The organism is Actinomadura sp. NPDC000929, assembly GCF_040492065.1.
Taxonomy (GTDB): domain Bacteria; phylum Actinomycetota; class Actinomycetes; order Streptosporangiales; family Streptosporangiaceae; genus Spirillospora; species Spirillospora verrucosospora.
Genome location: NZ_JBEUPA010000072.1, coordinates 1 through 25,510 on the forward strand (window position 1 = coordinate 1; position 25,510 = coordinate 25,510).

The window sequence follows — 25,510 nt, forward strand, 5'->3', positions numbered from 1 at the left end:
TGACTCGGTCGTCGGTGGACAAGAACCGCTGGTGAACCGTCTTGACGAGGTCGCCGGGCGTAGTCCGCAGCCACTCGGCGTGCGCCTCCGCCGGTAGTTGGTCGGAGATCGTCTCTTCCAGGTAGGCGGCTTCGGAGATGCCGGCGACGTCCAGCGGCTGGTAGGTGTCCGAGATCGAGATCGGTCGCCCGTTCTCGGTGGCTCGGGTGATGACGTGGTTGATCTCCTGCCCCGCAGGTACGCCGAGGGCCTCCGCGAGGTCTGGCGTAGCGGGGATCTGCTGAGTCTCCCGCTCTACCTGGACCTGTTGGTCGGACTCATTCTCGAACGACCGTTCGGCGCTCTCCATCTGGCGTTCAGGAGACACGCGAACGAGGTTCGGGCGATCGGCCACGAAGTTGCCTCGCCGCCGGACGGAGCGAACGAGGCCCTGGCTCTGGAGGAGTTCGAGGGCCTTCCGAACCACGATGTCCGAGACACCGTGCTCCTGGGCGATCTCGGCATAGCTCGGCAGCTGGGTGCGGGGTGCGAGTGCACCCCGTCGGATGCGTCGGGCGTACTCGCCTGCGATGCGGACGTAGGCCGGTTCTGCCACTGCGTGATCATCCCCTCGCGTCTTCGGTGACTCCTTCTCAGCGTATACGCATCAACGTATGCCTAAGGCTTGTGCGTATACGAAGCTACGTATACGCTGTCGTCCAGTGACCTGCTTCACACGGCAAGTCGCCGCGGTACTCAGCAGGTGACCAGGAGGTTTCGGTGTTCCCTCAGAAGTCCAGCAGCATCCCGCAGTGGCTCGCCGGCATCGCGGTCGCGATCTTCGCAATCAACAACCCGGAGAAGGCCGCCGCGCTGGTCAACCAGGTGATTCACGCGATCACGACGTTCTCGGGATCGCTGGGCTAGTCCGCGATGACCGCGACCTCTCCTCTGTCCAAGCAGCCCCGGCGCTCAAGCCACCAAGCACACCGCCGAGGGCCGCGACCCGAACCGATCACGATCCGCGTGGAGGACCGCATGCCTGTCGACCCGTCCGTGATGTCGCTGGGAGACCTGGTGACCGAACTGGGGACGCGCGGCGACTGCCGGCACGACCCGGACCTGCACATGGGCCCGGACGCGTTCGAGGACGAGCCGCTCGCCGAGCGTCTGGCCCGTCAGGACGTGGCCCGCGAGGTGTGCGAGGGCTGCCCGGTGTGGGCCCTGTGCCTGGACTACGCGCTGCGGATCCGCCCCACGTTCGGCGTGTGGGCGGGCTACCTGCCGCGCGAGCTGGCCGCGCTTCGGCGTGAGGCCCGCGCCCTGCCGGCGTCCGAAGTGGAAGAGGCCGCCTGACATGAGCAACCGCACTTACACCCATTCCGACGTGCTGACCATCGGCGTCCGCGACGGCTGGGCCGACCCGGAGACCGACCCCACCCGGATCGACTGGAGGGCGCGTCAGGCGTCCGCTGCGATTCCGTTCGCGGTTGTCGACGGGCGTCCGGTCAACCCGTGCGAGAAGACCGCCGTGCGCTACGGCCGCAACGAGCTGGGGCACTGGGGCGAGGCTCTGGCCGCCGACGCGCTGGTGTCGCTGTCCGACCCGACCGGGCGCCGGTGGATCCTGATGGTTGAGCGTGCGGACGGGCACGGCTGGGCACTGCCCGGCGGCCACGTCGACCCCGGCGAGCACCCGACCGCCGCCGCCGCGCGGGAGTTGGAGGAGGAGACCGGGCTCGCACTGCCCGCCTCGTACTTCACGGCCACCGCGCCGCGGTACGTGCCCGACCCGCGCGCCTCGGATGAGGCGTGGATGGTCACCGTGCTCAGCACGGTCCACCTGGGACGCTTCGACCGCCTGGACTTCCCGCGGGTGGTCGGCGCCGACGACGCCCGCCGCGCCGAGTGGGTACCGGCCTCCTCCTACAACGTCCTTGTCGCCGTGCTGACCGAGGTCTACGGCGGCCAGGTGTTCCCCGCGCACGTCGGCATGCTCCGCACGATGCTGGGGGTGGCTCGATGACCGCCGTCCTCCTCATGCTGTCCGCGCTCGCCGCTGTGGCGTGCTGGGTGTGCGCGTCCCCGGCGCGGCTCGCGGTCGCTGGTGGGGCGCTGCTGGTCACCCACCCCGCGCCGACGCTGGCCCTCACCGCCCTGGTAGTCGCCGGGCTGACGGCCGCCTGCGGTGTGCTGGTCTACCGGTCGCTGCGTGAGGGGGGCTGGCACCTGGTCACCGTGTGCCGCCCGAACCTGGCCCCGGCTCTCAGCCCGGCGCTGGCTCCGGCGGGGGGTGGGGCGCGATGACCCGCCGCCGTAGCTCTGCCCGGTTCTTCGACCCGACCGGCGCCCGGCACGGGCTCCCCACGTGGCCGTGGCGGATGGCCCCCGAGTACCTGCGCACCCGGCGCCAGCTCGCCGCCGAGGGCCTGCGTCCGGGCGGTCAGGAGATCGCCGGACAGGTGCTGTGGCACTCCCGCCGCTACAACGCGCCCGGTGGGGTGCGCGCCGCATATCTGTACGACGTCCGTCTGGCGTTGCCCAAGCGCGTCCCGTCCGAGCGGCAGCGCGCAGCCCTGGGCAAGGCGCTGGCCGCACGTCGGTTCTGCCCGACCTGCCGATGCGACGTCGGATACGTCCTGCCCCGCCACCTCGGCGAGTGCCTGGACTGCGCCGGCGAGACCGGGACGGAGGCGGCGGCATGAACACCACTACGTCCACCCCGTCGCCCGCCGTGCTACCGGCGCCGCGCCGCCTGCTGGGTCCGGGTTCCCTCAAGTGCTGCCCGACCTGCCGGACCCCGTTGGACGGCGGCCCGGTGCGCTTCCGCTGCGAGCCGTGCGGCCGGTCGGTGATGGCCGCCGACCTTGACACCGAGTATCACCCCGGCCCGGTGCCCAACCTCGCCCGGACCGACGACCACGACGGGAGGGACCGGCGATGAGCACGACCTACGACCCGCCCCAGCACACCGCCAACGGCCACCAGGGCGCCGGTGGGTTCGGCCCGGCCACCGGCTCGACGGCCGGACGCGACGGGTACGGGCGGCCGGTGCAGGTTTTCAACCTGCGGTACCTGCCGGGCTTCATGGCCCGCCGCCGCGGCCCCGGTGCAGAGGGCGTCGAGGGCGGGGCGCTGGCCGAGGGCACCGACCGGGCCGGTGGCTGGCTGCTGGCGGTGGCCAGCGTTCTGCTTCTGCTTCTGGCCGCCGCTCAGGGGTACGTCTCCTACCGTGCGCAGTACGCGTTCGTGCACGCCGAGAAGGGCGAGCACACCGCGTCCATGCTGGAGGCCCTCGGGCTGGACGCCGCGGCGGTCATCTTCGCGCTGCTGGCCCTGGCACAGGCCCGGCTCGGCCGTCCGGCGGTCGCCGAACGCGCGCTGAACCTGGCGTGCGTGGCGGGTTCGTTGTGCATGAACGCGCTGTCCGCCGACCCCGGCTCGGCGAAGTCGGTGGCCGCGTGGGTGATGCCCGCCGCGCTGTACGCCGCTGCATCTGACCGGCTCATCGCCGTGGTGCGTCAGCGCGCTTTGGCCGGCCGCGACGGCGCCGACGAGTCCTCGCCGTTGGCCGCCGCCCGTGGCACCGCCCTGTGGACGCTGCGGTTCGGGATGGCGCCCGTCAGCACCGTGCGCGGCTTCCGCGCGTGGGTGCTGGACGAAGCCCCCGTAGCCCCCGGCCGCCGTGCCCTGCCCAGCCGCCCCGATCTGCCCGCACTGCTTGCGCCCCGCGACACCGGCCGCGACAGCAAGGGCGACGCCGAGGACGACACCCGCCGCGACGGCCGGGGCGAAGGGAAGGGCGACGGCAACCGCGACACGGCACGCGACGGTGACCGCGTCAGCAAGCCGCGGCGGCCTCGGCCCCGGCGTCGTACCGGCGGCGCGACCACGGCCGACAAAGCGCGTGCGTTGCTGGCCGCCGAGCCGTCGCTGAGCGGTGCTGAACTCGGCCGCCGGTTGAAGGTCACCCCGCGGACCGGGCAGCGCCTGCACGCCCAGATCACCGCCACCGAGGGAGGGACCCAGTCATGAGCTTCAGCAAGCCCATGGGCGAGGTGGTACGTCTGCCCGTCCCCAACAACACCGCCCCCGCCGACGTCGACGACTCGGCGCCCGGCATCGACGCCGCGCCGGACGGTGCCGAGGGCGCGTACCCCGAGGTTGCCGCGGAGGTGGACACCTCCTTTGAGGTCCAGCTCGACCCCGGCGCCGATCCCGACGCCGAGGGCGTACCGGTCGATGACGGGGTCGGGTACCTGCTGGACGACCCCGAGGGCGACGCCTATCCGGTCATCCCGCATCACCTGCGCAGCCTTGGCGGGGTCGGTGAGGCGATCGGGCGGCACACCCGCCGCGCAGCTCACCGGCTGGCCTTCCACGCGATCCGCGCGCCCCGCTACGTGGCGCTGGCGGGGCTGTGGGGCGCGGTCGGGGTGTGGCGGCTGATCGACCGGCAACTGTCGTGGTGGTGGGTGTCGGAGAACGACTACCTTCGCTCCCTCGCGGTTGCGCAGGGCGATTCACGCGAGTGGTACAAGCTGCACCGCGAGGTGAAGGAGACCCGCCGCGTCCGGGGCACCATCCTGGCCGGGCAGGCCGCCGCGGTGCTGGCCGGTGGGCTGCTGCTGGTGAAGTTCGCGCCGTGGTGGGGGTGGGCCGCGGTCGCCGCCGTGGCGGTGCCGTGGCTCGCCCACTTCGGCCGCCCCGAGGACCACCCGATCATCGCCCCGGCCACGACCGTGCCGCGGTTCCGGCTGCTCAACCACGACGTGGTGCTGCGCGCCTACTACTCCGCCGGCCTCGGCCACCCCGACAAGATGAACGAGCAGGTCACCTTCGAGACCACCATGTCCCGCACCAAGGAAGGCGAGGGGTCACAGGTCAAGGTGGTCCTGCCGCACGGCACCGGCTTCGATGCCGTGGTCAAGGCCAAGGACAAGCTCGCCTCCGGCCTGGACGTGGCGCCCTCGCAGGTGTACCTGACGCACGACCCCTCCAGCCACCGCCGCCACACCCTGACGGTGATGGACCGCGACCCCCTGGCCGTCCCGGCGGGCAAGACGCCGCTGCTGGACTGCAAGCGCCGCAACATCTGGCGGCCGGCGCCGTTCGGGCTGGACGAGCACGGCCGCAAGGTCGCCCTGGGTCTGTTGTGGATCTCGATCCTGATAGGTGCGCAGCCCCGCAAGGGCAAGACGTTCTCGGCGCGGCTGCTGGCGCTGTACGCCGCGCTGGACCCCTCGGTGCGGCTGTCGGTGGTGGACGGCAAGAACTCCCCGGACTGGAACAAGTTCGCGATGGTCGCCTACCACTTCATCCGCGGCACCGTGCCCAACCGTGCCGGTGACCCCGTCCGCCAGCTCATCGCCGCACTCACCGAGATCAAGCAGCACATCATCGACACCAACGACTTCCTGTCGACCCTGCCGGTCGAGGAGTGCCCCGAGGGCAAGCTCACCGAGGAACTGTGCCGCCGCTACCCCAAGCACCTGTTCATCTGGATGCTGGTGGTGGAGGAGTTCCAGAACTACTTCGAGCTGCCGGACCAGGACGACAACAAGGAGATCGCCGACCTGCTGTCGTTCATCCTGGCGGTCGGCCCCTCCTCCGGGGTGGTCCTGCTGTCGTCCTCGCAGAAGCCGTCCGGGGTCGGTGCCGGTGACGTGCAGCGGCTGTTCAACCGGTACCGCGACAACCACGCCGTGCGGTTCGCGCTGCGGTGCGGCAACCGCAACGTCTCCGACGCCATCCTCGGCGGAGACGCCTACTCCGAGGGCTTCGACGCCTCCGCGCTGCCGGTCGGCAAGCCCTACCTCGGCGTCGGCTACCTCTACGGCGCCGACGACCACACCCCGACCGTCCGCACCCACCTGGCCGACCACGGCGACGCCGAGAAGATCCTCACCGCCGCCCGCAAGCTCCGCGAGCGCGCCGGCACCCTGAACGGCTACGCCGCCGGTGAAGACACCGGCGTACCCGACCGCGACGTGATGGCCGATGTGCTGGCGGTGTTCGGCGCCGACCCCGGCCTGCACTGGACCGAACTGGCCGAACGGCTCGCCGGCCAGTTCCCCGACCGATGGGCCGACGCCACCGCCGACGCCGTCTCGGCGCAATACCGAGACCTGGGCGTGCCGAGCGTGGACGTCAAGCGCGGCGGAGTCACCCGCAAGGGATGCCGCAAGCGGGACGCCAAAGCCGCCACCGACGGCACCGCCGCGGGCTGACCCGCCCGGCTCCGGCCACCGATCCGGGCCGCTACCCGGTAGCGGCACCGCTACCTGCCCGACCTGCGAAAACGTCGCTACCCGCTACCTGCCGCTACCCGCACACCGCCCCTGACCTGCCCGGTAGCGGGTAGCGGCCCCCGGCCACACACCCACGATGCGAGGACCCCATGGCCCTGAAGATCCAGGTACTCAAGTGCGGACGCTGCGGCAAGCCCCGCAGGCTGACCCACACCTGCGTCACCCGCATGGACCGCCGCGGCAAGCCCGGCAAGACCCGCCTCAAGCCCCGCGTCACGGCGATGTGCCGAACCTGCGGCAAGCCTCGCGGCCTCAACCACACCTGCCAGATCTCGACCGACTTCAAGAAGCGCAAGGCCGCCGCCGCACGCCGCGAGGCCGCCGAGCGCAAGCGCCGGCAGGCCGCCCGCCGCAAGGCCGCCGCCGCGGCCCGCCGAAAGAACACCGCGACCAAGCCCCGCAAGCCCACCGCGACCAAGCCCACCGCCAAGACCACCAACGGCAAAACCACCCCGGCCAAGGCGCCCGCGGGCAAGACGGGCGCAGGCAAGGCCACGCACGACTACCGCACCTGCAACGACACCGACTGTCCCCGCTACGCCTGCCAAGCGTGGAAAGAGGCATACGCCGAAGCGATGGCCATCGGGCTGGAAGACGGCTACCAGCAGGGCCACGAGCAAGGCCGCCGCGAAACCGCCCACCAGGCCGGTGGCATGCCCGCCAACGAGAAGCAGATCAAAGCGCGGGTCGCCGCGGACTTCGCTGAGGACAACGTCCGCGAGGACGAGATCCTCCTCAAGCCCAACGGCGACATCGTCATCGACCGCCGCAAGACGGTCGCGTGGGCTCAGCCCGTGGTCATCGGCCGGTGGAAGCCCTAGCCCGCAGATCACGCAGCACACCCGACGACCGCGCCCGAAGGAGAACCCCCAATGGTCACACTGCTGCTGCTCGCCATGGCCGGATCCGCGCTGTGGGCGGTCAGCGTCTACGCCTACCCGTTCCGCCCCTGCCGCCGCTGTGAGGGGACCGGCCGCAAGCACGGCAGCACCCGCCGCAGGTTCGGGCCCTGCAACCGGTGCGGCGGCACCGGCCGCACCCAACGCCTCGGCTCCCGCACCGCACACCGCACCGTGCTGTCAGTCCGCTCGGAGATGGCTAAGGAACGCCAGCGCAAACGCGACCGCAAGGCCACCGACCGCGCCACTCACCCCCGCCGTCTCCACGACCACTGACTAGCCCCCACGAGCCGCCTGAAGGAGGACGTCAAGCGGCCCCCGGCGCCAAGCCACCAAGCACACCGCCGAGGGCCGCACCCCAACCGATCACGAACCCGAACGGATCCGAAGACCCGCCGAGCCCTAGAAGAGGCACGTCCATGATGACACCCAATCCGCCCGAACTCCCGCCAGTCGAGCAATGGCCGATCATCACCGGCCCCGACTGCCCCCTGTGCGAACGCCCCGCCGACGTGGTGTACATCGGCCCGGCCACCACCCCCGCCGGAAAGGCGGTTACCTGCTGGCAGTGCCGTGCCTGCCGACACGACTGGACCATCCGAGCCCACCACTGGCCCGTGCAGGACGGCCCCGACTGCCCGTACTGCCTCACCGAGGTCACTTGCTGGGCCGCGCTCGCCCCCGACACCCCCGGTGACTTGTGGACCTGCCACAACGGTCACGAGTTCGTGCTGACCCCCGAGGGCTTGATCATCCTCCCCGAGGACGCCGCATGAGCGAGGCCACCGACTTCATCCGCGAGTGGAACCGCGCCGCGATCATCCGCAACGGCGGCGTGGTCATCACCCCGCGTGGCCAGATCACGGCCGAGACCGCCGAGCACATCCGCCTCGCCGAGGACGCCGGGCAGCGCGTCACCTACGTCACCAGCCGTCCGGACCGGCGCCCTGCCCGCTCGGCACGGCGGCCGGTCGAGGCCGAGCCGCTTCCCGACTACGCCCCGGACGCGCAACCCGACCTGTTCTCCGCGCCCGCCAGACAGCGAAAGGAGGCCGCATGACCCGGCCGCCGTCGATGCTGCCTTCCCGTCCGTGGAACGGGCTGTGGCTGCTGGACGCGTTCTGTTGCGCCGGTGGCGCCGCGATGGGCTACTACCTGGCCGGGTTCGAGGTCGTCGGTGTCGACGTCGAATCCCAGCCGAACTACCCGTTCGCCTTCGTGCGGGGCGACGCGATCGAGTTCATCAAGGCCCACGGCCACGAGTTCCACGCCGGGCACGGCTCGCCGCCTTGCCAGGGCTACAGCACCCTCAACGCCTACAACCACAAGGACTACCCGCACCTGATCGCCCCCACCCGACAGGCATTCCAAGCGGCCGGACTGCCGTATGTCATCGAGAACGTCCAAGCCGCCGCAGGTGAGCTGATCGACCCGGTCACGCTGTGCGGCCCGATGTTCGGATTGGCGATGTACCGGCACAGGGCCTTTGAGACCTCCTTCCCCTTCACCGCCCCCGCCCATCCGGCGCACACCGCCCTGTGCGCCCGCAACGGCTACCTGCCCACCCCCGACCGGCCGTTCATGAGCATTCACGGCGGCCGGCACTCGCGGGCCTGGCAGAACGCCGCCGCCGACGCCATGGCCATGTCCTGGACCCGCGTCCCCACCGGCGGCGACATCCCGCGAGGCATCCGCGAGGTGTGCGAGGCCATTCCACCCGCCTACACCCACCGCCTCGGCGCCGCCCTCGCCCTCCACCTGACCGCTGACCGCGTCCTGTACGAGGGGAGCGCGGCGTGACCGGCCACCGACCCCCCGCCCCCAACCCGCAAGTCCGTTACGCGCTGGCAGCCGCCGCCCGCGGCTGGCATGTGTTCCCGCTGACCATCGGCGACAAGGTGCCGCCCAAGGGGCTGCGGTGGAAGAGGGTCGCCACCACCGACCCCGACGCCATTCAGGGGATGTGGGCTCGCCGCCCCTACAACATCGGGATCGCCTGCGGACCCTCCCGCCTACTGGTGATCGATCTGGACATGCCCAAGCCCGGCGAGTGCCCGCCGCCCCAGTGGGCGGTGCCCGGCGTCAACGACGGCGCCGACGTGTTCGCCATGCTCTGTGAACAGGCCGGCCAGCCGATGCCGCTGGAGACCTTCCACGTCCGCACCCGCCGCGGCGGATCTCACCTGTACTTCAGCGCACCCGACGGCATCCGGCTGACCAACACCTCCGATGACCGCGGCAACGGGCTGGGATGGAAGGTCGACACCCGCGGTGACGGCGGATACGTCGTCGGCCCCGGCTCCTACGTCGACCTCCCGGACGGCATCGGCACCTATGACCCGATCCACACCCCGGCCCCGGCACCGCTGCCCAGCTGGCTCGCCGAACGGCTCCGCCCCGCACCGCTGCCACCGCAACGCCCGGTCACGGTGCGGCTGGCCACCGGCAACCGCGGCGCCTACCTGAACAGGGCTCTCACCGCCAGCCTGAACGCCATCGCCGACGCGCCCCAGGGGCGCCGCAACGCCACCTTGTACGGGGCCGCCGTCGCCCTCGGCCAGCTCGTGGCCGGGGGTGCCCTTGACCTCGATGACACCGAGCAACTGCTGACCGCTGCCGCCGTGCGCGCCGGGCTGGCTCCCATGCCATCCCGCCGGACCATCCGGTCCGGGTTTCGCGCCGGCACCCAACGCCCCAGGAGCGTGCCCGCATGACCAGCAAGCCGCCCCTGCAAGCCGGATCCGGCCCCGAAACCATCCGCGTCCTGAAAGCCGCGCTCGCCGGCAACTCCTTGCCCGACACCTACGTGTCCGCTGGCTCCCTGGTCCATATGGAGACCGTGTCCGGCGGGCAGACGTCCCCTGCCGCCGACGAAGACTCGCCGCTTCCGGTCACCGCAAGCCCGGTCACCCCGGCCACTCTCGCGGGCCTGCTGGCCGAACACGCCTACGTCTACCGGGTCCGGTCCCGTAGGGACGGTAACGGCGGAACCGAGACGTTCGAGGAGGAGGTCACCCCGCCGCGCGACATCCTGGCCTCAGTGCTGGCCGGCAAGACCTGGCCGGGCCTGGCCCCGCTGCGCGGCGTGATCGGCGCCCCCGTGCTCCGCCGAGACGGCACCCTGCTGCAACGCCCCGGCTACGACCCGGCGACCGGCCTGTACCTGGCCTCCAAAGTCGCGCTGCCGCCCGTTCCCGACCGGCCCACCCCCAAGCAGGTGGCGGAAGCCCGCGACTTCGTGCTGAACCGGTTCCTGCGCGACTTCCCGTGGTCCAGCGCGGCTGACCGTGCCAACTATGTGGCGCTGCTGGTCACGCCGATCCTGCGGCACTTCACCCGGTCCCTGACGCCGTTCGCGCTGATCGACGCGACCATGCCCGCCTCTGGAAAGAGCATCCTGACCGGCGGTCCCGGCATGCTCTACGGGCAACGGGTCATGCCCTGGGCCTACACCGAAGAGGAACTCCGCAAGTCCATCACTGCCGTGCTGGCCGAACAGGTCGGGGTGGTGGTGTGGGACAACCTCGCCGAAGGCACCGTCATCGACTCGGCCACCCTGGCCCTGCTCGTCACCGCCGGCGTGTGGTCCGACCGCCAGCTGGGCGCGTCCCGCAACATCGCCACCGTCAACGACCGCCTGTGGATGGCCACCGGCAACAACCTCCAAGTCGGCGGGGACATGGCCTCCCGCACCGTCCGGGTGCACCTGGACCCGAACATGCCGCGGCCTGAGCAGCGCGACCAATCCCGGTTCGGGATCCCGCACCTGGACCAGTGGATCACCACCCCTTCCAATCAGCTCACCGTCCTGTGGCACCTCCTGGTCCTGGTCCTGGACTGGACACGCAACCAGGCACCGCGAGCCGACACCGTCTCCATGCGGCAGTTCACCCCGTGGGCCCAAGCCCTCGGCGGGTTCCTGGCCCACCACGGCATAGAGGGGTTCCTGGCCAACGCCGCCCAAGTGCGTGACATCGATGAGGACGAAACCCGCTGGCGCGCGTTCCTGGCCTGCTGGCACGACCTGCACGGCAACCAGCCCATGACCGCCGCCGACTTGCGCCGCTCCGCCGAACCCGACCGCATCGGACTGGACGAACACGACCGGTGGGAAGGCCAGTTCATCACCACCCACACCGGCCGCCCGCCCAACGTGCTCGCCCTCGGCCGCCTACTCACCGGCCAAGTCGGACGCTGGCGCGGCGACTACGTCGTCCGCTCCGCCAAGAACAACCGCGGCGACCGCAACGTGTTCTGGGTGGAACACCATGACTGACCGCAGCGAGCCCCGAAGAACGCTGAAACATCCCCGCAATCCCCGCAACGCCGCAGAACCCGCCCTCTACCTGCAACGACGGGTTGCGGAGATAGCAGACAGCGACAGAAGTCCATCTCCGCATCTCCGCAACCAGTGCGGAGATGAACCCCCGATTGCGGAGATGACCCGAGGACCACCCCGTCCATCTCCGCACCCATCACCGCAGGTCACGGCCACAACTGCGGAGATGCGGAGATGCGGAGATGTTTCAGCCCCTCCCGTACAGCACAGCGAACCGGCGCCAAGTCACCATGCACACTGCCGGGTCTCTCACCCCATGACCGATCACGTCTCAAAGAACGAGGGTCGTCCCATTGACCGAAGTCGCCACCGACTCTGAGCGGCACCTCATGGCAGCGCTCGAATTCCCCACAGCCAACGACACTGATCTCCTGACCGTTGAGGAGGCCGCTAAGCGGCTCAGGATCGGCCGTACGAAGATGTACGCCCTTATCGCCTCCGGTGAGGTGGAATCCGTAACTATCGGGACTCTTCGCCGCGTCCCTCCGGAGTGTCTGACCGTCTACGTCTCTGCTCTTATGCGACGCGCCAGGAGCGCAGCATGAATGGAAATGGTGAGAGGCGACGCAACGCCAACGGCCGTTCCTCCATCTACTACGGCAAGGATGGGTACTGGCACGGCCGCGTCACAGTAGGCGTGAAGGACGACGGCACGCCCGACCGCCGGCACGTTCAAGCCAAGACAAGGGCCGAGGTCGCCCGGAAGGTCAAGAAGCTTGAGGAGCATCGGGACCAGGGCCGCGTGCCCAAAGCAGGGCAGCGCTGGACCGTTGATAAGTGGCTCACGCACTGGATTGAGCACATCGCCGCCCCGCCCAGAATCTCGGAGAACGCGCATGCGGGGTATCGCGTGGACGTCGAGAAGCACCTCATCCCCGGCCTTGGCGCTCATCGACTGGACAGGCTCACGCCGGAACACTGCGAGAAGCTCTACACAAGGATGCAGGAGGAGCAGGGGCTCTCCGCAGGCACGGCCCACCACGCACACCGCACTCTGCGCAATGCCCTCAACGTGGCTGTTCGGCGGGGCCATCTAGGCGTCAACCCGGTACTTCTCGCAACCGCGCCACGGCTGGATGAGGAGGAGCCCGAGCCGTACAAGGTTGATGAGATCAAGCGACTGCTCAAGATCTCTCAGGAGCAGGAACGGAACGGTGCTCGATGGGTTCTCGCCCTGGCACTCGGTCTGCGCCAGGGGGAGGCGCTCGGTCTCAAGTGGGAGGACGTGGACCTTGATTCGGGTCTAGTTCGTATCCGGCGCGGGCGCCTCCGGCCCAAGTACGCCCACGGGTGCGGCGCTGAGTCGTGTGGTCGGAAGGCTGGCTATTGCCCGCGGCGTCGACAGGTCCGGGCGGAGACTGGCCGGACCAAATCCAAGGCGGGACGTCGTGTGATCGGCCTACCCGCACCCCTGATCCGGCTCCTTGTGGAGCACCGAATCAAGCAAGATGCTGAGCGCAAAGTGGCACGCCAGCTCTGGCATGACGGCGGATACGTCTTCACCAAGCCAGACGGGCTTCCTCTGATCCCGAACACCGACTACCGCGAGTGGAAAGCACTACTGGTGAGGGCGGGACTCCGTGAGGCTCGACTTCATGACGCCCGCCACACAGCCGCAACGGTCCTCCTCATCCTCGGCGTTCCGACCCCTACGGCCATGGCCATCATGGGATGGTCAAGCGCCTCCATGGCCACGCGCTACCAGCACATGAGCGACACCATCCGGAGCGATGTAGCTGCCCGTGTTGGGGATCTCTTGTGGGGAACCGGCGAACGCCAGGACGGGGCCGAGGGCCAACGAGACTGAGGCTTGGCTGTCTTCTAGCCTGATCAGATCGCCAGCACACACCCTGCCACCCCCTTCAGAGTGCCTCGCATCGCATGGTGCGGGGCACTCTCGCTGGTTGGCTGGATGAGGGCCTATCTATCTGTGCGTGCGCGCGCGGATAGCACGGCCTACGAGATCGTTGCAACCTCATCGACGACTGCTCGGGGGGGTGGGCGTACCCCCTCCCAGACCTGGTGGGAGGGGGTGGCTCTCGCTGGTTGGCTGGATGAGGGCCTATCTATCTGTGCGTGCGCGCGCGGATAGCACGGCCTACGAGATCGTTGCAACCTCATCGACGACTGCTCGGGGGGGTGGGCGTACCCCCTCCCAGACCTGGTGGGAGGGGGTGGCTCTCGCTGGTTGGCTGGATGAGGGCCTATCTATCTGTGCGTGCGCGCGCGGATAGCACGGCCTACGAGATCGATGTGGCCCCCGGCTTGGGCTTACTGGATCCCTCTTCTCAACTCACCGAGCCCGAGGCCAACAACCCTCTGGCTTCCGAAGTTCCGGACTTCCGGACTCCCGGAATGCTCTCGATAAGGAGTACCGCGTTCCTCTTCGCATGCGATCGGCTCGTTGGCATGATGTTCTGGAGGACTGGGGTTGCACTATCCGCAATGGGCGTCCGATGACTGGCTAGGCGATCCATCAGCGAGTAGATAGTTATCTGGATTGAGAACGGATTGAGTCATTGGAAGCATTCAATGTTCTTCAACATCTCTGCTGGTAAGCCTCGATAGCTCACGCGCATCGGATCTATAGAAAATTCAGGCTTTATGTCGGACATGGGCGGTTTGGGGTGACTGAGGGCCGCGCAAGCTATCACGTGAGGTTCCCGATCTTGTCTCTGGAGGGGCGTGCCCCCTCAGATCGCCCCTGAGGCTGCTTGGAGTGTCGGACGCCCCGCCTGTCGGCGCCGTGTGATAGAACCGCGCGTCGCGCGTTCCCGCGCGCCCGTGCGCGGCTACCACGGGCGATCGCTGCGATGCCACCCAGAAAGCCCTGAGGTGCTTTCTGGCACACGGGAATCGAGCTGCGCGCCATAAGTCTCGGGTGCGGTAGCGTTGTGCCGTCAGCGTCGATCTGAGGCCCGTGCGCGAGCGGTGGAGAGGGGTGGTTGGTGTGGTTCAGAAAGAGAAGCGCCAGCGAGGGGCCCGGGACGGCCCGCCCATTTCTCGCTTGCGGGCGAGAAGCCCCCGAGACAGGAGGCAGCGCCTCCACATACGCGAACGGCTCCCTGGTCAGAGGGAGCCGCTCTGCGTCCAGTCCCCCGAGATATCTGCAGATCCAAGAGAAGGACGGTAGTGGTGAGCCTACCTTGGCGTAGGAAAATTCAGAACAGTACCCCCCCTGACCAGCCCGAGGAGCCCGAGCGCCTCTCCCTGCGTTGGGCGATCATCTTGGGTTACTCGATCATCGGTGGTGTTGCCGTCGAAGCGGCCGGCAGCGCAGCGGAAGTCGGGCCGTCGGCCCCCATGGCGGGGGTGGGCTTCGGCATCGCGATCGCGATAGGCCTCCACAAGATCCTCAAGTAGGTCGTCCCCACGCGCGCTCGCCCTCGGACGGGCGCGCGTGGCGGGATCAGAGGCCGTCGCTGAGCGGAATCGAGACTAAATCTGAGACTAGAAACGCAGAGGGCGGCATCCGTTCGGATGCCGCCCTCTGGCGTCGTGCCTGGTCAGACGAGCGGAGGATACGAGATTCGAACTCGTGAGGGCGTGAACCCAACACGCTTTCCAAGCGTGCGCCCTAGGCCACTAGGCGAATCCTCCACGCGGAAGCCTACCGGTTCTCGGGCAGTGACCTGACATCAATAACGGCGTCGACCGGGATCGGTCCGTAGACGTGGGGGAACAGCTCGTCCCCGGCGGGCTCGTGGCGGACGGGCGCGTCGAGGCGGGAGACGTCGATGACCAGCAGAACCAGGGCGTCGCGAGGGACCTCGCCGTAGAAGCGGCCCAGCACGCCGTCCACCTGGGCGAGGTCGGACGAGCAGTGGATGAAGCCCTCCTCGTCCAGGGTCCGGCCCAGGGTGGACATGGTGTACGCCACGCCGGTGCTCCGGGCGGATTCCCAGTGGGTTCGTTCGGCGATGTGCAGGAGCGTGTCCTGGGAAGAGGCGGGCATGGGCGGAGACTACGCTGGAATGCGTGGCCATCCGGGGCCGGGGATGCCATAGACTTTGGGCAGACCCCTCGCACGGCGTCACCCTGTGAACCTCCCCAGGGCCGGAAGGCAGCAAGGATAAGCAGGCTCTGGCGGGTGTGCGGGGGGTCCCTTGGTTTGACGGCGACCGGCCCGCGACGGCCGGTCCACGGCGACACGGCGCTTCTGACGCTCTGCTTCTCGAGGGAGGGCGGACCCCCGATGAGTCTGGCTCTGTACCGCAAGTACCGGCCAGCGACGTTCGCCGAGCTGAAGGGGCAGGAACACGTCGCCGAGCCTCTCCAGCAGGCGCTGCGCAACGGCCGGATCAACCACGCGTACCTGTTCAGCGGTCCGCGCGGCTGCGGCAAGACGTCCAGCGCCCGGATCCTCGCCCGCTCGCTGAACTGCGAGGAGGGGCCGACCCCCGACCCGTGCGGCAAGTGCGACTCGTGCGTCGCGCTCGGACCGTCCGGGACCGGGCACATCGACGTGATCGAGATCGACGCCGCCTCCCACGGCGGGGTCGACGATGCCCGCGACCTGCGGGAACGGGCCTTCTTCGCCCCGGTCGCGGCGCGCTTCAAGGTGTACATCATCGACGAGGCGCACATGGTCACCCGCGAGGGCTTCAACGCGCTGCTGAAGCTCGTCGAGGAGCCGCCGCCGCACCTGAAGTTCGTGTTCGCGACGACCGAGCCGGAGAAGGTCATCGGGACGATCCGGTCCCGGACCCACCACTACCCGTTCCGGCTGATCCCGCCGGGCGTCCTCCAGGACCTCGTCGAGGAGATCCTCAAGAGCGAGGACGTCCCGTACGAGGCGTCCGCGCTGCCGCTGGCCGTCCGGGCCGGCGCCGGCTCCGCGCGCGACACGCTGTCGATCCTCGACCAGCTCCTCGCCGGATCGGACGAGAAGGGCATCACGTACGCGCGGGCCGTGTCGCTGCTCGGCTACACCGACTCCGCGCTGCTGGACGAGGTCGTCGCGGCCTTCGCCTCCCGGGACGGCGCCGCCGTGTTCGCCGCGATCGACCGCGTGATCGAGAGCGGCCAGGACCCGCGCCGCTTCACCGCCGACCTGCTGGAGCGCCTCCGCGACCTGGTGATCCTGTCGAACGTCCCGGAGGCCGCGGGCTCCGGGCTGCTGAACTTCCCGCCGGACGAGCTGGAGCGCATGCGGCGCCAGGCGTCCTCGATGGGGCCCGGGGAGCTGACGCGTGCCGCCGATCTGCTGCACACCGGGCTCACGGAGATGCGGGGCGCCACGTCCCCGCGGCTGCTGCTGGAACTGATCTGCGCCCGGATCCTGCTGCCGGCCGCGTACGAGGACGAGGCGTCCATGTTCGCGCGCCTCGACCGTCTGGAACGCCAGGCCGGCCAGGGCGGCTTCGGCGGTGGCCAGGGCGGCTTCGGCGGCGGGCAGGGCGGTGACCCTCTGGCGCAGGCCTTCGCGTCCGCGGCGCCGTCGGCGGCCCCCGCCCCGGGCGGCGCGGGGCAGGGTGGTGCCGCGCAGGGTGGTCCCGCGCAGGGTGGTCCCGCGCAGGGTGGTCCCGCGCAGGGTGGTCCCGCGCAGGGTGGTTCCGCGCAGGAAACGCCGGGCCAGCCAGGTCAGTCAGGTCAGTCTGGGCCGCAAGGACACTCGGGGCCGCAAGGACAGCAAGGACAGCCGGGGGGGACGTCTTCTCGCGACGGGGGTTCTCAAACTCCCGGAACCCAGTCCCCTCCCTCCCGGGGGGCCGACCCCACTTCCAGTGTCAACCCCGCCCCCGGTACGGCACACGCAGAATCCGGTTCTGTGGATAACCGTGGAGCCGTCCCGGCCACGACCGCTCCGAACACAGCCGCTCCAGCCACGGCAGCCGCAGCCACCCCGGTCCCAGGCACCCCGCCCGCGGCCGCCTCGGCTACGACTAGCCCGGCTGCGGCGGCTCAGTCCTCGGCCGCGCCGACCGCCGCGCGGCCCGCGTCCAGCGCACCGCCCGCACCCTCCAGCGCACCACCGGCGCCCGCCGCGTCGAGCGCAGGTGGCGGAGGGGCGGACTTCTCCACCATCCAGCGGCTCTGGCCGGACGTCGTCGAGGCCGTCAAGCAGAAGAGCCGCGCCACCTGGATGGTCATCATGTCCGGGGTGCAGCCGATCTCGCTCGAGGGCAGGATCCTCACCCTCGGCTTCGACGCGGAGGGACGCCGCCTCGGCTTCGTCAACGGCGGCCGCGACGCCGTCCTGCGCGAGGTCTTCAAGGAGCGGATGGGCGTCGACTGGCGGATCGAGACGGTCGTGGGCGGATCGCCCGGCGGCGGGTCCCCACCGGGGGGAAGGCCGGGCCCTAGCTCGGGGTTCGGTGGGGCGGCCACACCGAACCCGGCACCGCAGCCGCGGCCGCCCGCCCAGCCGTCCGCGCGCCCGTCCGCGCCGAGCGCCGACCGGCGCCCGGAGCCGCCGCCTCCGCCGCCGGACGAGCCCCCGCCGCCGCCCGAACCCTCTCCCGTGGACGAGAGCGACGAGGTCGACCCGGAGGGCGACGCCGACGCCGACGGCACCGAGGCGGAGATGAGCGGGATGGCCCTCATCCAGCGCGAACTCGGCGGCCAGATCATCCGCGAGATCGACAACTCGGCTTCCTGAGCCCAGCGTGCCGAGCCCGGCGGCAGGGCCGGGAGGCGGCCGAATCCCGGATCTGCTTCCGAAATGGCGCGCTGGGGTCCTCGCGTACCGAAACGGCCTGGGAACCCGTAGTCTCGTGGGACGGACGTCCGGTGGCTGGCGGAGCGCCAGAGAGAAGGCCCTCGGGGGCCGGAAGAGGGAGTGCACCGTGGAACCCGGTGGTCAGCTGAACATGCAGGAACTCCTGCAGCAGGCGCAGGCCATGCAGGAGCAGCTCTTCAACGCCCAGCGCGAACTCGCGGAGACCGAGGTGACGGGGACCGCCGGCGGCGGGCTCGTGACCGCGACGGTCAACGGGCAGGGCGAGGTCACGGGCCTGGCGATCGACCCGAAGGCGATCGACGTCGACGACCCGGCCGACACGGCGGAGACGGTCGCCGACCTGGTGCTGGCCGCGATCCGCGACGCCGCCCGCGAGGCGCAGGAGCTCCAGCAGGAGAAGATGGGCCCGCTCGCCCAGGGGCTCGGCGGCGGCGGGGGCATCCCCGGCGGCTTCCCCGGCCTCGGCGGCGCCTGAACCGGGGCGCGGGCAGAAGACGACCAGTAAAGGAGGGGTCCGTTGTACGAAGGGGTGGTCCAGAACCTCATCGACGAGCTGGGCAGGCTGCCCGGCGTCGGCCCCAAGAGCGCGCAGCGGATCGCCTTCCACCTCCTCGCAGCCGATCCGGCCGACGTCGAGCGCCTCGGCAAGGCGCTCAAGGAGGTCAAGGACAAGGTCCGCTTCTGTAAAACCTGTGGGAACGTCGCGGAGGAAGAGGAATGCCGGATCTGCCGTGACGCGCGCCGCGACCCCCACGTCATCTGCGTGGTGGAGGAGTCCAAGGACGTCGTCGCGATCGAGAAGACCCGCGAGTTCCGGGGCCGCTACCACGTGCTCGGCGGCGCGATCAGCCCGATCGAGGGGGTCGGGCCGGACGACCTGCGCATCCGCGAGCTGATGCAGCGGCTCGCGGACGGGACGGTGACCGAGCTGATCCTCGCGACCGACCCCAACCTGGAGGGCGAGGCGACCGCGACCTACCTCGCCCGGCTGGTCAAGCCCATGGACATCACCGTCACCCGACTGGCCAGCGGCCTTCCGGTGGGTGGCGACCTCGAGTACGCCGACGAGGTCACGCTGGGCCGCGCATTCGAAGGACGGAGGCTGCTCGATGTCTGACACCAACAGCCCGCAGGACTGGAACGCCCTCGCCGAACGCGTCGCGTGCCACGTCGACAACTACCTGGACGGCCTGGAGGCGGTGGCCCGCGGCGACGGCGGGACGCACACCATCCCGCTGCTCCTGCTGGAGGTGTCGCAGGTCATCCTGGCGGGCGCGCAGCTCGGTGCCAGCGCCGACGTGATCCTCCCGGACAACTGGGAGCCCGAGGTGGGCGACGACCCCGACCTCGACTCGATCCGGCAGGGCCTGGCCGAGCGCCTCCAGGCGATGGACGAGTACGTCGAGGTCTTCGACCCCTACAAGGACACCGAGCCGACCTCCTACCGGCTGTCGGACGACCTTGTGGACGTCGCCAGCGACCTCGTCCACGGGCTCCGCCACTACAACCAGGACCGTCCCCTGGAGGCCCTCTGGTGGTGGCAGTACTCGTACTTCAACCACTGGGGCAACCACGCCGGCGCCGCCCTGCGAGCCCTGCACGCCTTCGTCGCCAACGCCCGCCTGAGCGTCGCCACGGAAGCGGCCACGGAAGCCGCCCCCGCCTGATCTGACCGGGTCCCGCCCGACCCGACCGGCTCGCCTAGCCGGACGCGGCGGGGCCGGTTCGCGCGCCGAGCGCCCACGCGATCAGCTCGGCCGCCTTCTCGACGTCCGAGCCGATCTGGCCGCTGCCTCCGGACCGCCAGGCGAACTGTTCGAGGTCGTCGTCCCAGGCGACCCGGGCCTCCTGCCCCCGGTAGGAGACGTGCAGCAGTCCGCCGCCGCCGTCCGGCCGCGCCGCCGCCACCTGCGGGGCCTTCCGGCGCAGCGCGGCGTAGAGGGACGGCAGGGGTCCCCGGCGAACCTTCGGCAACTCGTCCAATCCGCCCATCAGCTCTCCCATCGACTCCTTCACCGCCGCCCCGCACAGCACCGCCCCGAGCCGCTGTACGAGCACGACGGCTCCCTGGTGGACGAGATGGCCCCGGCACCCCGCCAACGTCTGCCTTTACATAGACGCTTGACCCCACGTCCGGGTGGTCCTCAGAAATGATCTGGACGGGGCCGAGGAGGCCTCATAGCGCTTACGGCACGGCAACCCTCGTGTCACCAGCGCCCCAGGAACCCCATCGACCCAGCACTTGGCCCCTTAACGCCCCAGCCCCCAGCCCCAGCCCCAGTCCGCCGGCCTCGGCCGGGTCGACCGGTCAACCCTTCTTGAGAGAGCCGGCGGGAGCAGGCGACGTCGCGGGCAGGCTCGCCGGCTCGGCAAGCGAGACCTCGACGGCCTTGCGCGTCCCCCAGTCGCCGACCCGGCGGCACGTGCACATCGCGTACAGGTAGAGCGGGCGCAGCACCAGCAGCCGCCACAGCGCGATCAACGGCGTGCATGCGAACAGCGCCGCGCGCGACCACGGCGATTCGTCGCTGCGCCGCACCGTGAAGATGCGCAGGCCCGACAGGTAGCACAGGACGATCCCCACCTGCGTCCCGGAAGCCGCGACCGCGCCGAGGTTCGCCCGTGAGGAGGGGTCGAGCAGCAGTACCGACGGCAGCAGCACTGCGAGCACCAGGTGCAGGTACTCGCTCACCGTCATCCAGAACACGGCACCGGTCACCGGCATGTACCGCAGCCACCACAGGTGCCGCACGGTCGTCCCGCGCATCCAGCGCAGCTGCTGCTTCAGGTAGTGGTCCAGCCGTTCTGGAACCAGCGTGAACGCGATCGCGCTCGGCTGATGGACGGTGTCACCCTGGAGCAGCGCGTAGAACGTGAGCATCGAGTCGTCGTTCATCTGCATCGGCCGGCCGGCGAACCGCTCGTGCTCGTACACGCCCGCGGAGCGGCGGACGACGTCGCCGCGGTAGAACGCCAGCGTCCCCGAGTTGATCGTCACCCGCCGCAGCACCGACTGGGCGCTGCGCACGCCGCGCGTGAACGGCAGGTACAGGACGCACGTCATCCGGGTGAGCAGGCTCGCCGTCCGGTTGAGGACCAGGACGTGCCCGGCCACCGACTGCACGCGCGGGTCCGCGAACGGCAGCAGCCCCTCCCGGACGGCGTGCCGGTCGAGGACGGAGTCGCTGTCGAGCGTGACGAAGACGTCGGCGTCGTCGGTGGCGAGGACGTGCATCTGCGCGAACCGCTTGCCCCGGTTCGGGGTGCGCTCCCAGGCGGTCTCGACGCCGAGCGCCGACGCGGCCTCCTCGAACTCGCGGCGCACGTCGTCGAGGGTGGCGGGCCTGCCGCGGGCGTCCACGGATCCGTCGTCGACGACGAGGACGCGGTCGACCCGGCGGCTCTGGGCCAGCACGGAGCGCAGGCATGCCCGCAGCGCCGCCGGATCCTCGTTGTAGACGGGCACCTGGACGGCCACGGTCAACGCGTCGAGGGCCGCGCGCTGCTCGCCGGACGCCCGGAACGGCCGCTCCATCCAGGACACCGGAACCCACCACAACGTCAGGAACGAGGCCGTCCAGGCGACGCACATCGCCCCGAACGAGGTCGTGAACGTGGTGACGGTCGCGACGAGATGGGTCATGGCCCAGACGGCGAACCCGGCCAGCGGCAGCGCCGCCAGCATGATCCGGGTCCGCGGCGGGACATAACGGGCGGTCGGTGCCTGGAACTCAGTGCTCAAGCGGCCCGCGCCCGCGCCGGAACCCGAATCTCACGAGCACCGAGCCGAGCAGCACGAGGCCGAGGGCGGCGGCGGCCAGCCAGGTGTGGCCCATCGCGAGTCCCGTGTAGGCGAGCGTTCCGCCGGTGGCCGCCGACCCGTAGGACATGGTGAGACCCTTCGCCACAGTTTGATCATCATCCTCGCCGTACCCCGCGGCCCCTCAAGTGATCACCGGCCCGGCGCAAAGGGTCTCCCTCCGGCCGCCGCGGGTTCAGGGCGTGCGCGGGGCGTGGAGGGGGACCCGGGCGGCCTGGACGGCGATGGCGGCGATCTCGCGGACGTCCATGGACGCCAGGGGTTCGATGCCCAGCAGGTAGCGGCTGTAGGCGATGCCGAGGGTCTGGCTCAGCAGCAGGGCGGCGCGCTCGCGGGCGCCGGGGTCGTCCGGCAGGACCTTCTGCAGGGCGGGGACGATCTCCTTGTCGAAGATGGCCTGGACGCGGGCCGCGGCGTCGGGGTGGGTGGGGGCCGTGCGCAGCAGGACGGCCTCGGCGGTGTTCTCGCCCGCCTCCCAGCGGGCCAGGAAGGACTCGACGTAGGCGGCCGCCGGGTCGCCGGCGCCGGCGAGGTCGGGCACGGCGAGGTCGATGGCGGAGGCGGCGGCGTAGAGCTCGGCCTTGCTGCCGAAGTACCGGATGACCATGGACGGGTCGATCTCGGCGTCCGCCGCGATCGCCCGGATCGTCGCGCGGTCGTAGCCGTCCTCGGCGAACCGGCGCCGGGCCGCGTCCAGGATCGCCGTCCGGGTGGGCGCGGACCGCTCGGTGAAGGCCATGCCGCCAACATATGCCATCAACTGTTGGCAAACGCGCGGACAACGGTTTAGAGTCCATCACGAGTTGGCCAACACCTGTTGGCAAACGTCTATTGGCAACAGGAGTGATCATGAATGCTCTTCCGGAGTCCACCGGTGTCCTCGTGGTCGGCGCGGGGCCCGTGGGCCTGTCCCTGGCCGCGTCGCTGCGGCAGAAGGGGGTGGACGCGGTCCTGCTGGACCGGGCGGCGGAGGGCGCGAACACCTCCCGGGCGGCCGTGGTCCATGCCCGCACGCTGGAGGTGCTGCGCGAGATCGAGGCGACCGGCGAACTGGTCGAGCGCGGGATCGTCGTGCCGCGCTTCACCGTCCGGGAGCGGGACCGCGTGCTGCTCACCGTCGAGTTCGGCGACCTGCCGACCGACTTCCCGTACACGCTGCTCGTCCCGCAGAACGTCACCGAGGAGATCCTGCTCGGACGGCTGCGCGCGGCGGGCGGCCTCGTGCACCGGCCGTACGAGGTGACGGGCCTGACGCAGGACGAGGACGGGGTGACGGCCACCCTGGTCGGCGGCGAGCGGATCCGCGCGGCCTACGCGGTCGGGACGGACGGAATGCACAGCACCGTCCGCGAGCACGCCGGGATCGCCTTCGAGGGCGACGCCTACCCGCAGTCGTTCGTCCTCGCCGACGTGCGTCTCGACTGGGCCGGCGGCAGCGAGGAGGTCATGCTGTTCTTCTCCGGGGAGGGCGTCACGGTCGTCGCGCCGCTCCCCGGCGGGCGGCACCGCATCGTCGCGACCGTCGACGAGGCGCCCAAGGAGCCGACCGCCGCCGACGTCCAGGCGCTCCTGGACGCGCGCGGCCCCAGGCGCCGTCCCGCGCTGGTCGAGGACGTCGTGTGGAGTTCGCGCTTCCGCGTCCACCACAGGCTGGCGGCGCGCTACCGCGCGGGCCGCGTCTTCCTGGCCGGCGACTCCGCCCACGTCCACAGCCCGGCGGGCGGGCAGGGGATGAACACCGGCATCCAGGACGCCCTCAACCTCGCCGGCAAGCTCGCCGCCGTGCTGGGCGACGGCGCCCCCGACTCCGTACTGGACGAGTACGAGACCGAGCGCCGTCCCGTAGCCGAGCAGGTCGTCGCGTTCACCGACAGGATGACCCACGTCGCGACCGTGGGCAGCCCCGTGCTGCGCGGCGCGCGCAACACCCTGCTGCGCACTCTCGACTGGATCCCCGCCGTCCACCGCACGATGGCGATGAACCTCTCCGAGCTGTCCACCGATCCCGCTCGCCGCTGAGCCTGTTGCCGCGGCCGCGGGGGAGGGCGCAGCATGCGGGAGTGCGATATTCGATCAACATTCCGAACTTCGGGGACTTCGCCGACCCCAGGACGGTCGCGCGCGTCGCCGCGGCGGCGGAGCAGGCCGGGTGGGACGGGCTGTTCGTGTGGGACCACGTCGTCCATGTGAGGAGCGACCGCAAGTCCTTCGGCGATCCGTGGATGCTGCTGACGGCGGCGGCGCTGGCGACCGAGCGGATCAGGCTCGGGACGCTGGTCACGCCGGTCCCGCGGCGGCGTCCGCAGCAGCTGGCCCGCCAGGTCGCCACGCTGGACGTCCTGAGCGGCGGCCGGGTCGTCTTCGGGGCGGGCCTCGGCGGTCCGGTCGCCGACGAGTACGGGGCGTTCGGCGAGCCCACCGACCCCGCCCTTCTGGCCGAGCGCCTGGACGAGGGGCTCGGCCTGCTCGAACGCTACTGGTCCGGCGAACCGGTCACGCATCACGGGCGGCACTACCGGGCCGACGACGTGGCGCTGCTGCCCGCGACGGCGCAGCGGCCGCGGCCGCCGGTGTGGATCGCCGGGTTCTGGCCCAACCGGCGGCCGATGCGGCGGGCCGCCCGCTGGGACGGCGCCGTCCCGCTGTTCGGCCCCGGCTCCCACGGCCGCGCGCCCGCCGTGGAGGACGTCCGCGACCTGGCCGCCTACGTCCGGCGGCACCGGGAGGGCGACGGGCCCTTCGAGATCGTCGTCGGCGGCGCCAGCCCCGCCGACGCCCGCGACCTGGTCGGCCCGCTGGCCGACGCGGGCGCCACCTGGTGGGACGAGCGCCGGATCATCGGTACCGAGGAGAACGAGCGCCTCGAACCCGTCCTGCGCCGCATCGAGCAGGGTCCGCCCGCGCTCTAGCCCCGCGGCACGGCCGGGCGGGGCCTGTCGCGGAACGGGCTGTGATCCTCGCGCGCCGCGGCGGGGCTCAGCGGCGGTAGGCGAGGACGTCGCGCGCCACGGCGTCGCGTTCGGCGGCCTCCCGCTCGGCCTCCCGCCGTTCGGCTTCGACGCGGGCGTCGTAGGCCGTCCGGGCAGCGGCGATCGCGCTCTGGTGCTCCTCCGTCCACACGACGAGCGACCGGATCGTCGCGTGCAGCGTCGCGCCCATCGGCGTGAGCGCGTAGTCGACCCGCGGCGGGACGGTCGGGTGCACGGTGCGGCTGACGAGCCCGTCCCGTTCGAGGTGCCGGAGCGTCCGCGCGAGCATCCGCTGGCTGATGCCGTCGATCCGGCGGCGGAGCTCGGTGAAGCGCAGGGAGCGCTGGTCGAGCAGCGCGATGACGAGCAGCGACCACTTGTCCGCGATGCGGTCGAGGATCTGCCGGACCTCGCAGTCGTTGCGGGTGTCCCACTGCAGAACGGCCTCGTCCGCATCGGTAACCCCGCAGTAACCGGGGGACGCGAATGTTCCGTCTTCCATGCCTCCCGA

31 protein-coding genes, 1 tRNA gene and 1 other RNA gene are annotated in these 25,510 nt (G+C 70.8%); 25 read left to right on the top strand and 8 right to left on the bottom strand.

The features are described 5' to 3' along the window. Window positions 1-595: GntR family transcriptional regulator (locus ABWI04_RS23705; protein WP_353833814.1), on the bottom strand; the 595-nt coding region annotated here is incomplete at its 3' end. Window positions 596-759: 164 nt separating this feature from the next. Between ABWI04_RS23705 and ABWI04_RS23710 the strand changes: the two genes are divergently transcribed. From ABWI04_RS23710 to ABWI04_RS23795, 18 genes are all read left to right on the top strand, one after another. Next, window positions 760-906, top strand: a complete 147-nt coding sequence (locus tag ABWI04_RS23710; protein WP_021593495.1) for a hypothetical protein — start codon at window positions 760-762, stop codon at window positions 904-906. Window positions 907-1,017: 111 nt separating this feature from the next. Beyond that, a complete protein-coding gene (locus ABWI04_RS23715; RefSeq protein ID WP_353833815.1) occupies window positions 1,018-1,335 on the top strand; it encodes a WhiB family transcriptional regulator in 318 nt (105 codons plus the stop codon). Window position 1,336: 1 nt separating this feature from the next. Next, window positions 1,337-2,005 (top strand): NUDIX domain-containing protein, encoded by a 669-nt coding sequence (locus ABWI04_RS23720; protein WP_353833816.1) that lies wholly within the window; start codon window positions 1,337-1,339, stop codon window positions 2,003-2,005. Further along, window positions 2,002-2,286, top strand: coding sequence for a hypothetical protein (locus ABWI04_RS23725; protein WP_353833817.1), 285 nt, complete (start codon window positions 2,002-2,004; stop codon window positions 2,284-2,286). Before ABWI04_RS23720 ends, ABWI04_RS23725 begins: the two co-directional genes overlap by 4 nt. Then, window positions 2,283-2,684 carry an RRQRL motif-containing zinc-binding protein gene (locus ABWI04_RS23730; RefSeq protein ID WP_353833818.1) on the top strand — a complete coding sequence of 134 codons (402 nt, stop codon included), beginning with the start codon at window positions 2,283-2,285 and terminating at the stop codon, window positions 2,682-2,684. Before ABWI04_RS23725 ends, ABWI04_RS23730 begins: the two co-directional genes overlap by 4 nt. After that, window positions 2,681-2,923 (top strand): hypothetical protein, encoded by a 243-nt coding sequence (locus ABWI04_RS23735; protein ID WP_353833819.1) that lies wholly within the window; start codon window positions 2,681-2,683, stop codon window positions 2,921-2,923. Before ABWI04_RS23730 ends, ABWI04_RS23735 begins: the two co-directional genes overlap by 4 nt. Beyond that, window positions 2,920-4,014, top strand: a complete 1,095-nt coding sequence (locus tag ABWI04_RS23740) for a hypothetical protein (RefSeq protein ID WP_353833820.1) — start codon at window positions 2,920-2,922, stop codon at window positions 4,012-4,014. The genes ABWI04_RS23735 and ABWI04_RS23740 overlap by 4 nt, the downstream gene beginning before the upstream one ends. After that, entirely contained in the window at window positions 4,011-6,209 is a 2,199-nt protein-coding gene (locus ABWI04_RS23745) for a hypothetical protein (protein ID WP_353833821.1), read from the top strand. The genes ABWI04_RS23740 and ABWI04_RS23745 overlap by 4 nt, the downstream gene beginning before the upstream one ends. 170 nt (window positions 6,210-6,379) lie before the next feature. Then, window positions 6,380-7,111 (top strand): FliH/SctL family protein, encoded by a 732-nt coding sequence (locus tag ABWI04_RS23750; protein WP_353833822.1) that lies wholly within the window; start codon window positions 6,380-6,382, stop codon window positions 7,109-7,111. A 51-nt stretch (window positions 7,112-7,162) separates the two neighbouring features. Beyond that, on the top strand, window positions 7,163-7,465 hold the full coding sequence (locus ABWI04_RS23755) for a hypothetical protein (protein ID WP_353833823.1): 303 nt from the start codon (window positions 7,163-7,165) through the stop codon (window positions 7,463-7,465). A 143-nt stretch (window positions 7,466-7,608) separates the two neighbouring features. Then, window positions 7,609-7,965 carry a hypothetical protein gene (locus ABWI04_RS23760; protein ID WP_353833824.1) on the top strand — a complete coding sequence of 119 codons (357 nt, stop codon included), beginning with the start codon at window positions 7,609-7,611 and terminating at the stop codon, window positions 7,963-7,965. Then, window positions 7,962-8,249, top strand: coding sequence for a hypothetical protein (locus ABWI04_RS23765; protein WP_353833825.1), 288 nt, complete (start codon window positions 7,962-7,964; stop codon window positions 8,247-8,249). The genes ABWI04_RS23760 and ABWI04_RS23765 overlap by 4 nt, the downstream gene beginning before the upstream one ends. Next, window positions 8,246-8,989: a DNA cytosine methyltransferase gene (locus ABWI04_RS23770; RefSeq protein WP_353833826.1), complete on the top strand. Its 744-nt coding sequence runs from the start codon at window positions 8,246-8,248 to the stop codon at window positions 8,987-8,989. The genes ABWI04_RS23765 and ABWI04_RS23770 overlap by 4 nt, the downstream gene beginning before the upstream one ends. Beyond that, window positions 8,986-9,903, top strand: coding sequence for a bifunctional DNA primase/polymerase (locus ABWI04_RS23775; RefSeq protein ID WP_353833827.1), 918 nt, complete (start codon window positions 8,986-8,988; stop codon window positions 9,901-9,903). The genes ABWI04_RS23770 and ABWI04_RS23775 overlap by 4 nt, the downstream gene beginning before the upstream one ends. After that, window positions 9,900-11,465, top strand: coding sequence for a hypothetical protein (locus tag ABWI04_RS23780; protein WP_353833828.1), 1,566 nt, complete (start codon window positions 9,900-9,902; stop codon window positions 11,463-11,465). Before ABWI04_RS23775 ends, ABWI04_RS23780 begins: the two co-directional genes overlap by 4 nt. Window positions 11,466-11,821: 356 nt before the next feature. Continuing rightward, the gene (locus tag ABWI04_RS23785; protein ID WP_353833829.1) at window positions 11,822-12,073 is read left to right on the top strand and encodes a helix-turn-helix domain-containing protein; all 252 of its coding nucleotides are present in this window, start codon (window positions 11,822-11,824) and stop codon (window positions 12,071-12,073) included. Beyond that, the gene (locus tag ABWI04_RS23790) at window positions 12,070-13,335 is read left to right on the top strand and encodes a tyrosine-type recombinase/integrase (protein ID WP_353833831.1); all 1,266 of its coding nucleotides are present in this window, start codon (window positions 12,070-12,072) and stop codon (window positions 13,333-13,335) included. Before ABWI04_RS23785 ends, ABWI04_RS23790 begins: the two co-directional genes overlap by 4 nt. A gap of 1,328 nt (window positions 13,336-14,663) precedes the next feature. After that, window positions 14,664-14,891, top strand: a complete 228-nt coding sequence (locus tag ABWI04_RS23795) for a hypothetical protein (RefSeq protein ID WP_353833832.1) — start codon at window positions 14,664-14,666, stop codon at window positions 14,889-14,891. 152 nt (window positions 14,892-15,043) lie between these two features. Here ABWI04_RS23795 and ABWI04_RS23800 read toward each other — a convergent pair. Both ABWI04_RS23800 and ABWI04_RS23805 read right to left on the bottom strand, forming a co-directional pair. Next, window positions 15,044-15,128, bottom strand: a tRNA-Ser gene (locus ABWI04_RS23800). A 10-nt stretch (window positions 15,129-15,138) separates the two neighbouring features. After that, window positions 15,139-15,483 (bottom strand): DUF952 domain-containing protein, encoded by a 345-nt coding sequence (locus ABWI04_RS23805; RefSeq protein ID WP_353833833.1) that lies wholly within the window; start codon window positions 15,481-15,483, stop codon window positions 15,139-15,141. Window positions 15,484-15,542: 59 nt separating this feature from the next. Between ABWI04_RS23805 and ffs the strand changes: the two genes are divergently transcribed. From ffs to ABWI04_RS23830, 5 genes are all read left to right on the top strand, one after another. Then, window positions 15,543-15,638: signal recognition particle sRNA small type (gene ffs, locus ABWI04_RS23810), an RNA gene on the top strand. A gap of 85 nt (window positions 15,639-15,723) precedes the next feature. Then, window positions 15,724-18,129 (top strand): DNA polymerase III subunit gamma and tau, encoded by a 2,406-nt coding sequence (locus ABWI04_RS23815; RefSeq protein ID WP_353833834.1) that lies wholly within the window; start codon window positions 15,724-15,726, stop codon window positions 18,127-18,129. A 187-nt stretch (window positions 18,130-18,316) separates the two neighbouring features. Continuing rightward, window positions 18,317-18,685, top strand: a complete 369-nt coding sequence (locus tag ABWI04_RS23820) for a YbaB/EbfC family nucleoid-associated protein (protein WP_345178832.1) — start codon at window positions 18,317-18,319, stop codon at window positions 18,683-18,685. Window positions 18,686-18,727: 42 nt separating this feature from the next. Next, entirely contained in the window at window positions 18,728-19,327 is a 600-nt protein-coding gene (gene recR, locus ABWI04_RS23825) for a recombination mediator RecR (protein ID WP_345178833.1), read from the top strand. Then, a complete protein-coding gene (locus ABWI04_RS23830; protein WP_345178836.1) occupies window positions 19,320-19,877 on the top strand; it encodes a DUF5063 domain-containing protein in 558 nt (185 codons plus the stop codon). Before recR ends, ABWI04_RS23830 begins: the two co-directional genes overlap by 8 nt. Before the next feature lie 34 nt (window positions 19,878-19,911). On the opposite strand, the gene ABWI04_RS23835 is transcribed toward ABWI04_RS23830, so the two are convergent. From ABWI04_RS23835 to ABWI04_RS23850, 4 genes are all read right to left on the bottom strand, one after another. Further along, complete coding sequence (locus tag ABWI04_RS23835; RefSeq protein ID WP_353833835.1) at window positions 19,912-20,268, bottom strand: hypothetical protein; 357 nt, start codon at window positions 20,266-20,268, stop codon at window positions 19,912-19,914. 250 nt (window positions 20,269-20,518) lie between these two features. Continuing rightward, complete coding sequence (locus ABWI04_RS23840) at window positions 20,519-21,952, bottom strand: glycosyltransferase family 2 protein (protein WP_353833836.1); 1,434 nt, start codon at window positions 21,950-21,952, stop codon at window positions 20,519-20,521. Next, a complete protein-coding gene (locus ABWI04_RS23845) occupies window positions 21,942-22,118 on the bottom strand; it encodes a hypothetical protein (RefSeq protein WP_345178842.1) in 177 nt (58 codons plus the stop codon). The genes ABWI04_RS23840 and ABWI04_RS23845 overlap by 11 nt, the downstream gene beginning before the upstream one ends. Before the next feature lie 87 nt (window positions 22,119-22,205). Further along, window positions 22,206-22,769, bottom strand: coding sequence for a TetR/AcrR family transcriptional regulator (locus tag ABWI04_RS23850; protein WP_345178844.1), 564 nt, complete (start codon window positions 22,767-22,769; stop codon window positions 22,206-22,208). 110 nt (window positions 22,770-22,879) lie between these two features. Between ABWI04_RS23850 and ABWI04_RS23855 the strand changes: the two genes are divergently transcribed. Together ABWI04_RS23855 and ABWI04_RS23860 are read left to right on the top strand one after the other, a co-directional pair. Next, entirely contained in the window at window positions 22,880-24,049 is a 1,170-nt protein-coding gene (locus tag ABWI04_RS23855; RefSeq protein WP_345178847.1) for an FAD-dependent monooxygenase, read from the top strand. A gap of 41 nt (window positions 24,050-24,090) precedes the next feature. After that, entirely contained in the window at window positions 24,091-24,939 is an 849-nt protein-coding gene (locus ABWI04_RS23860) for an LLM class flavin-dependent oxidoreductase (protein ID WP_353833837.1), read from the top strand. Between the two features lie 67 nt (window positions 24,940-25,006). Here ABWI04_RS23860 and ABWI04_RS23865 read toward each other — a convergent pair whose 3' ends face one another. Further along, window positions 25,007-25,501 carry a winged helix-turn-helix transcriptional regulator gene (locus ABWI04_RS23865; RefSeq protein WP_345178851.1) on the bottom strand — a complete coding sequence of 165 codons (495 nt, stop codon included), beginning with the start codon at window positions 25,499-25,501 and terminating at the stop codon, window positions 25,007-25,009. Window positions 25,502-25,510 lie beyond the last annotated feature (9 nt).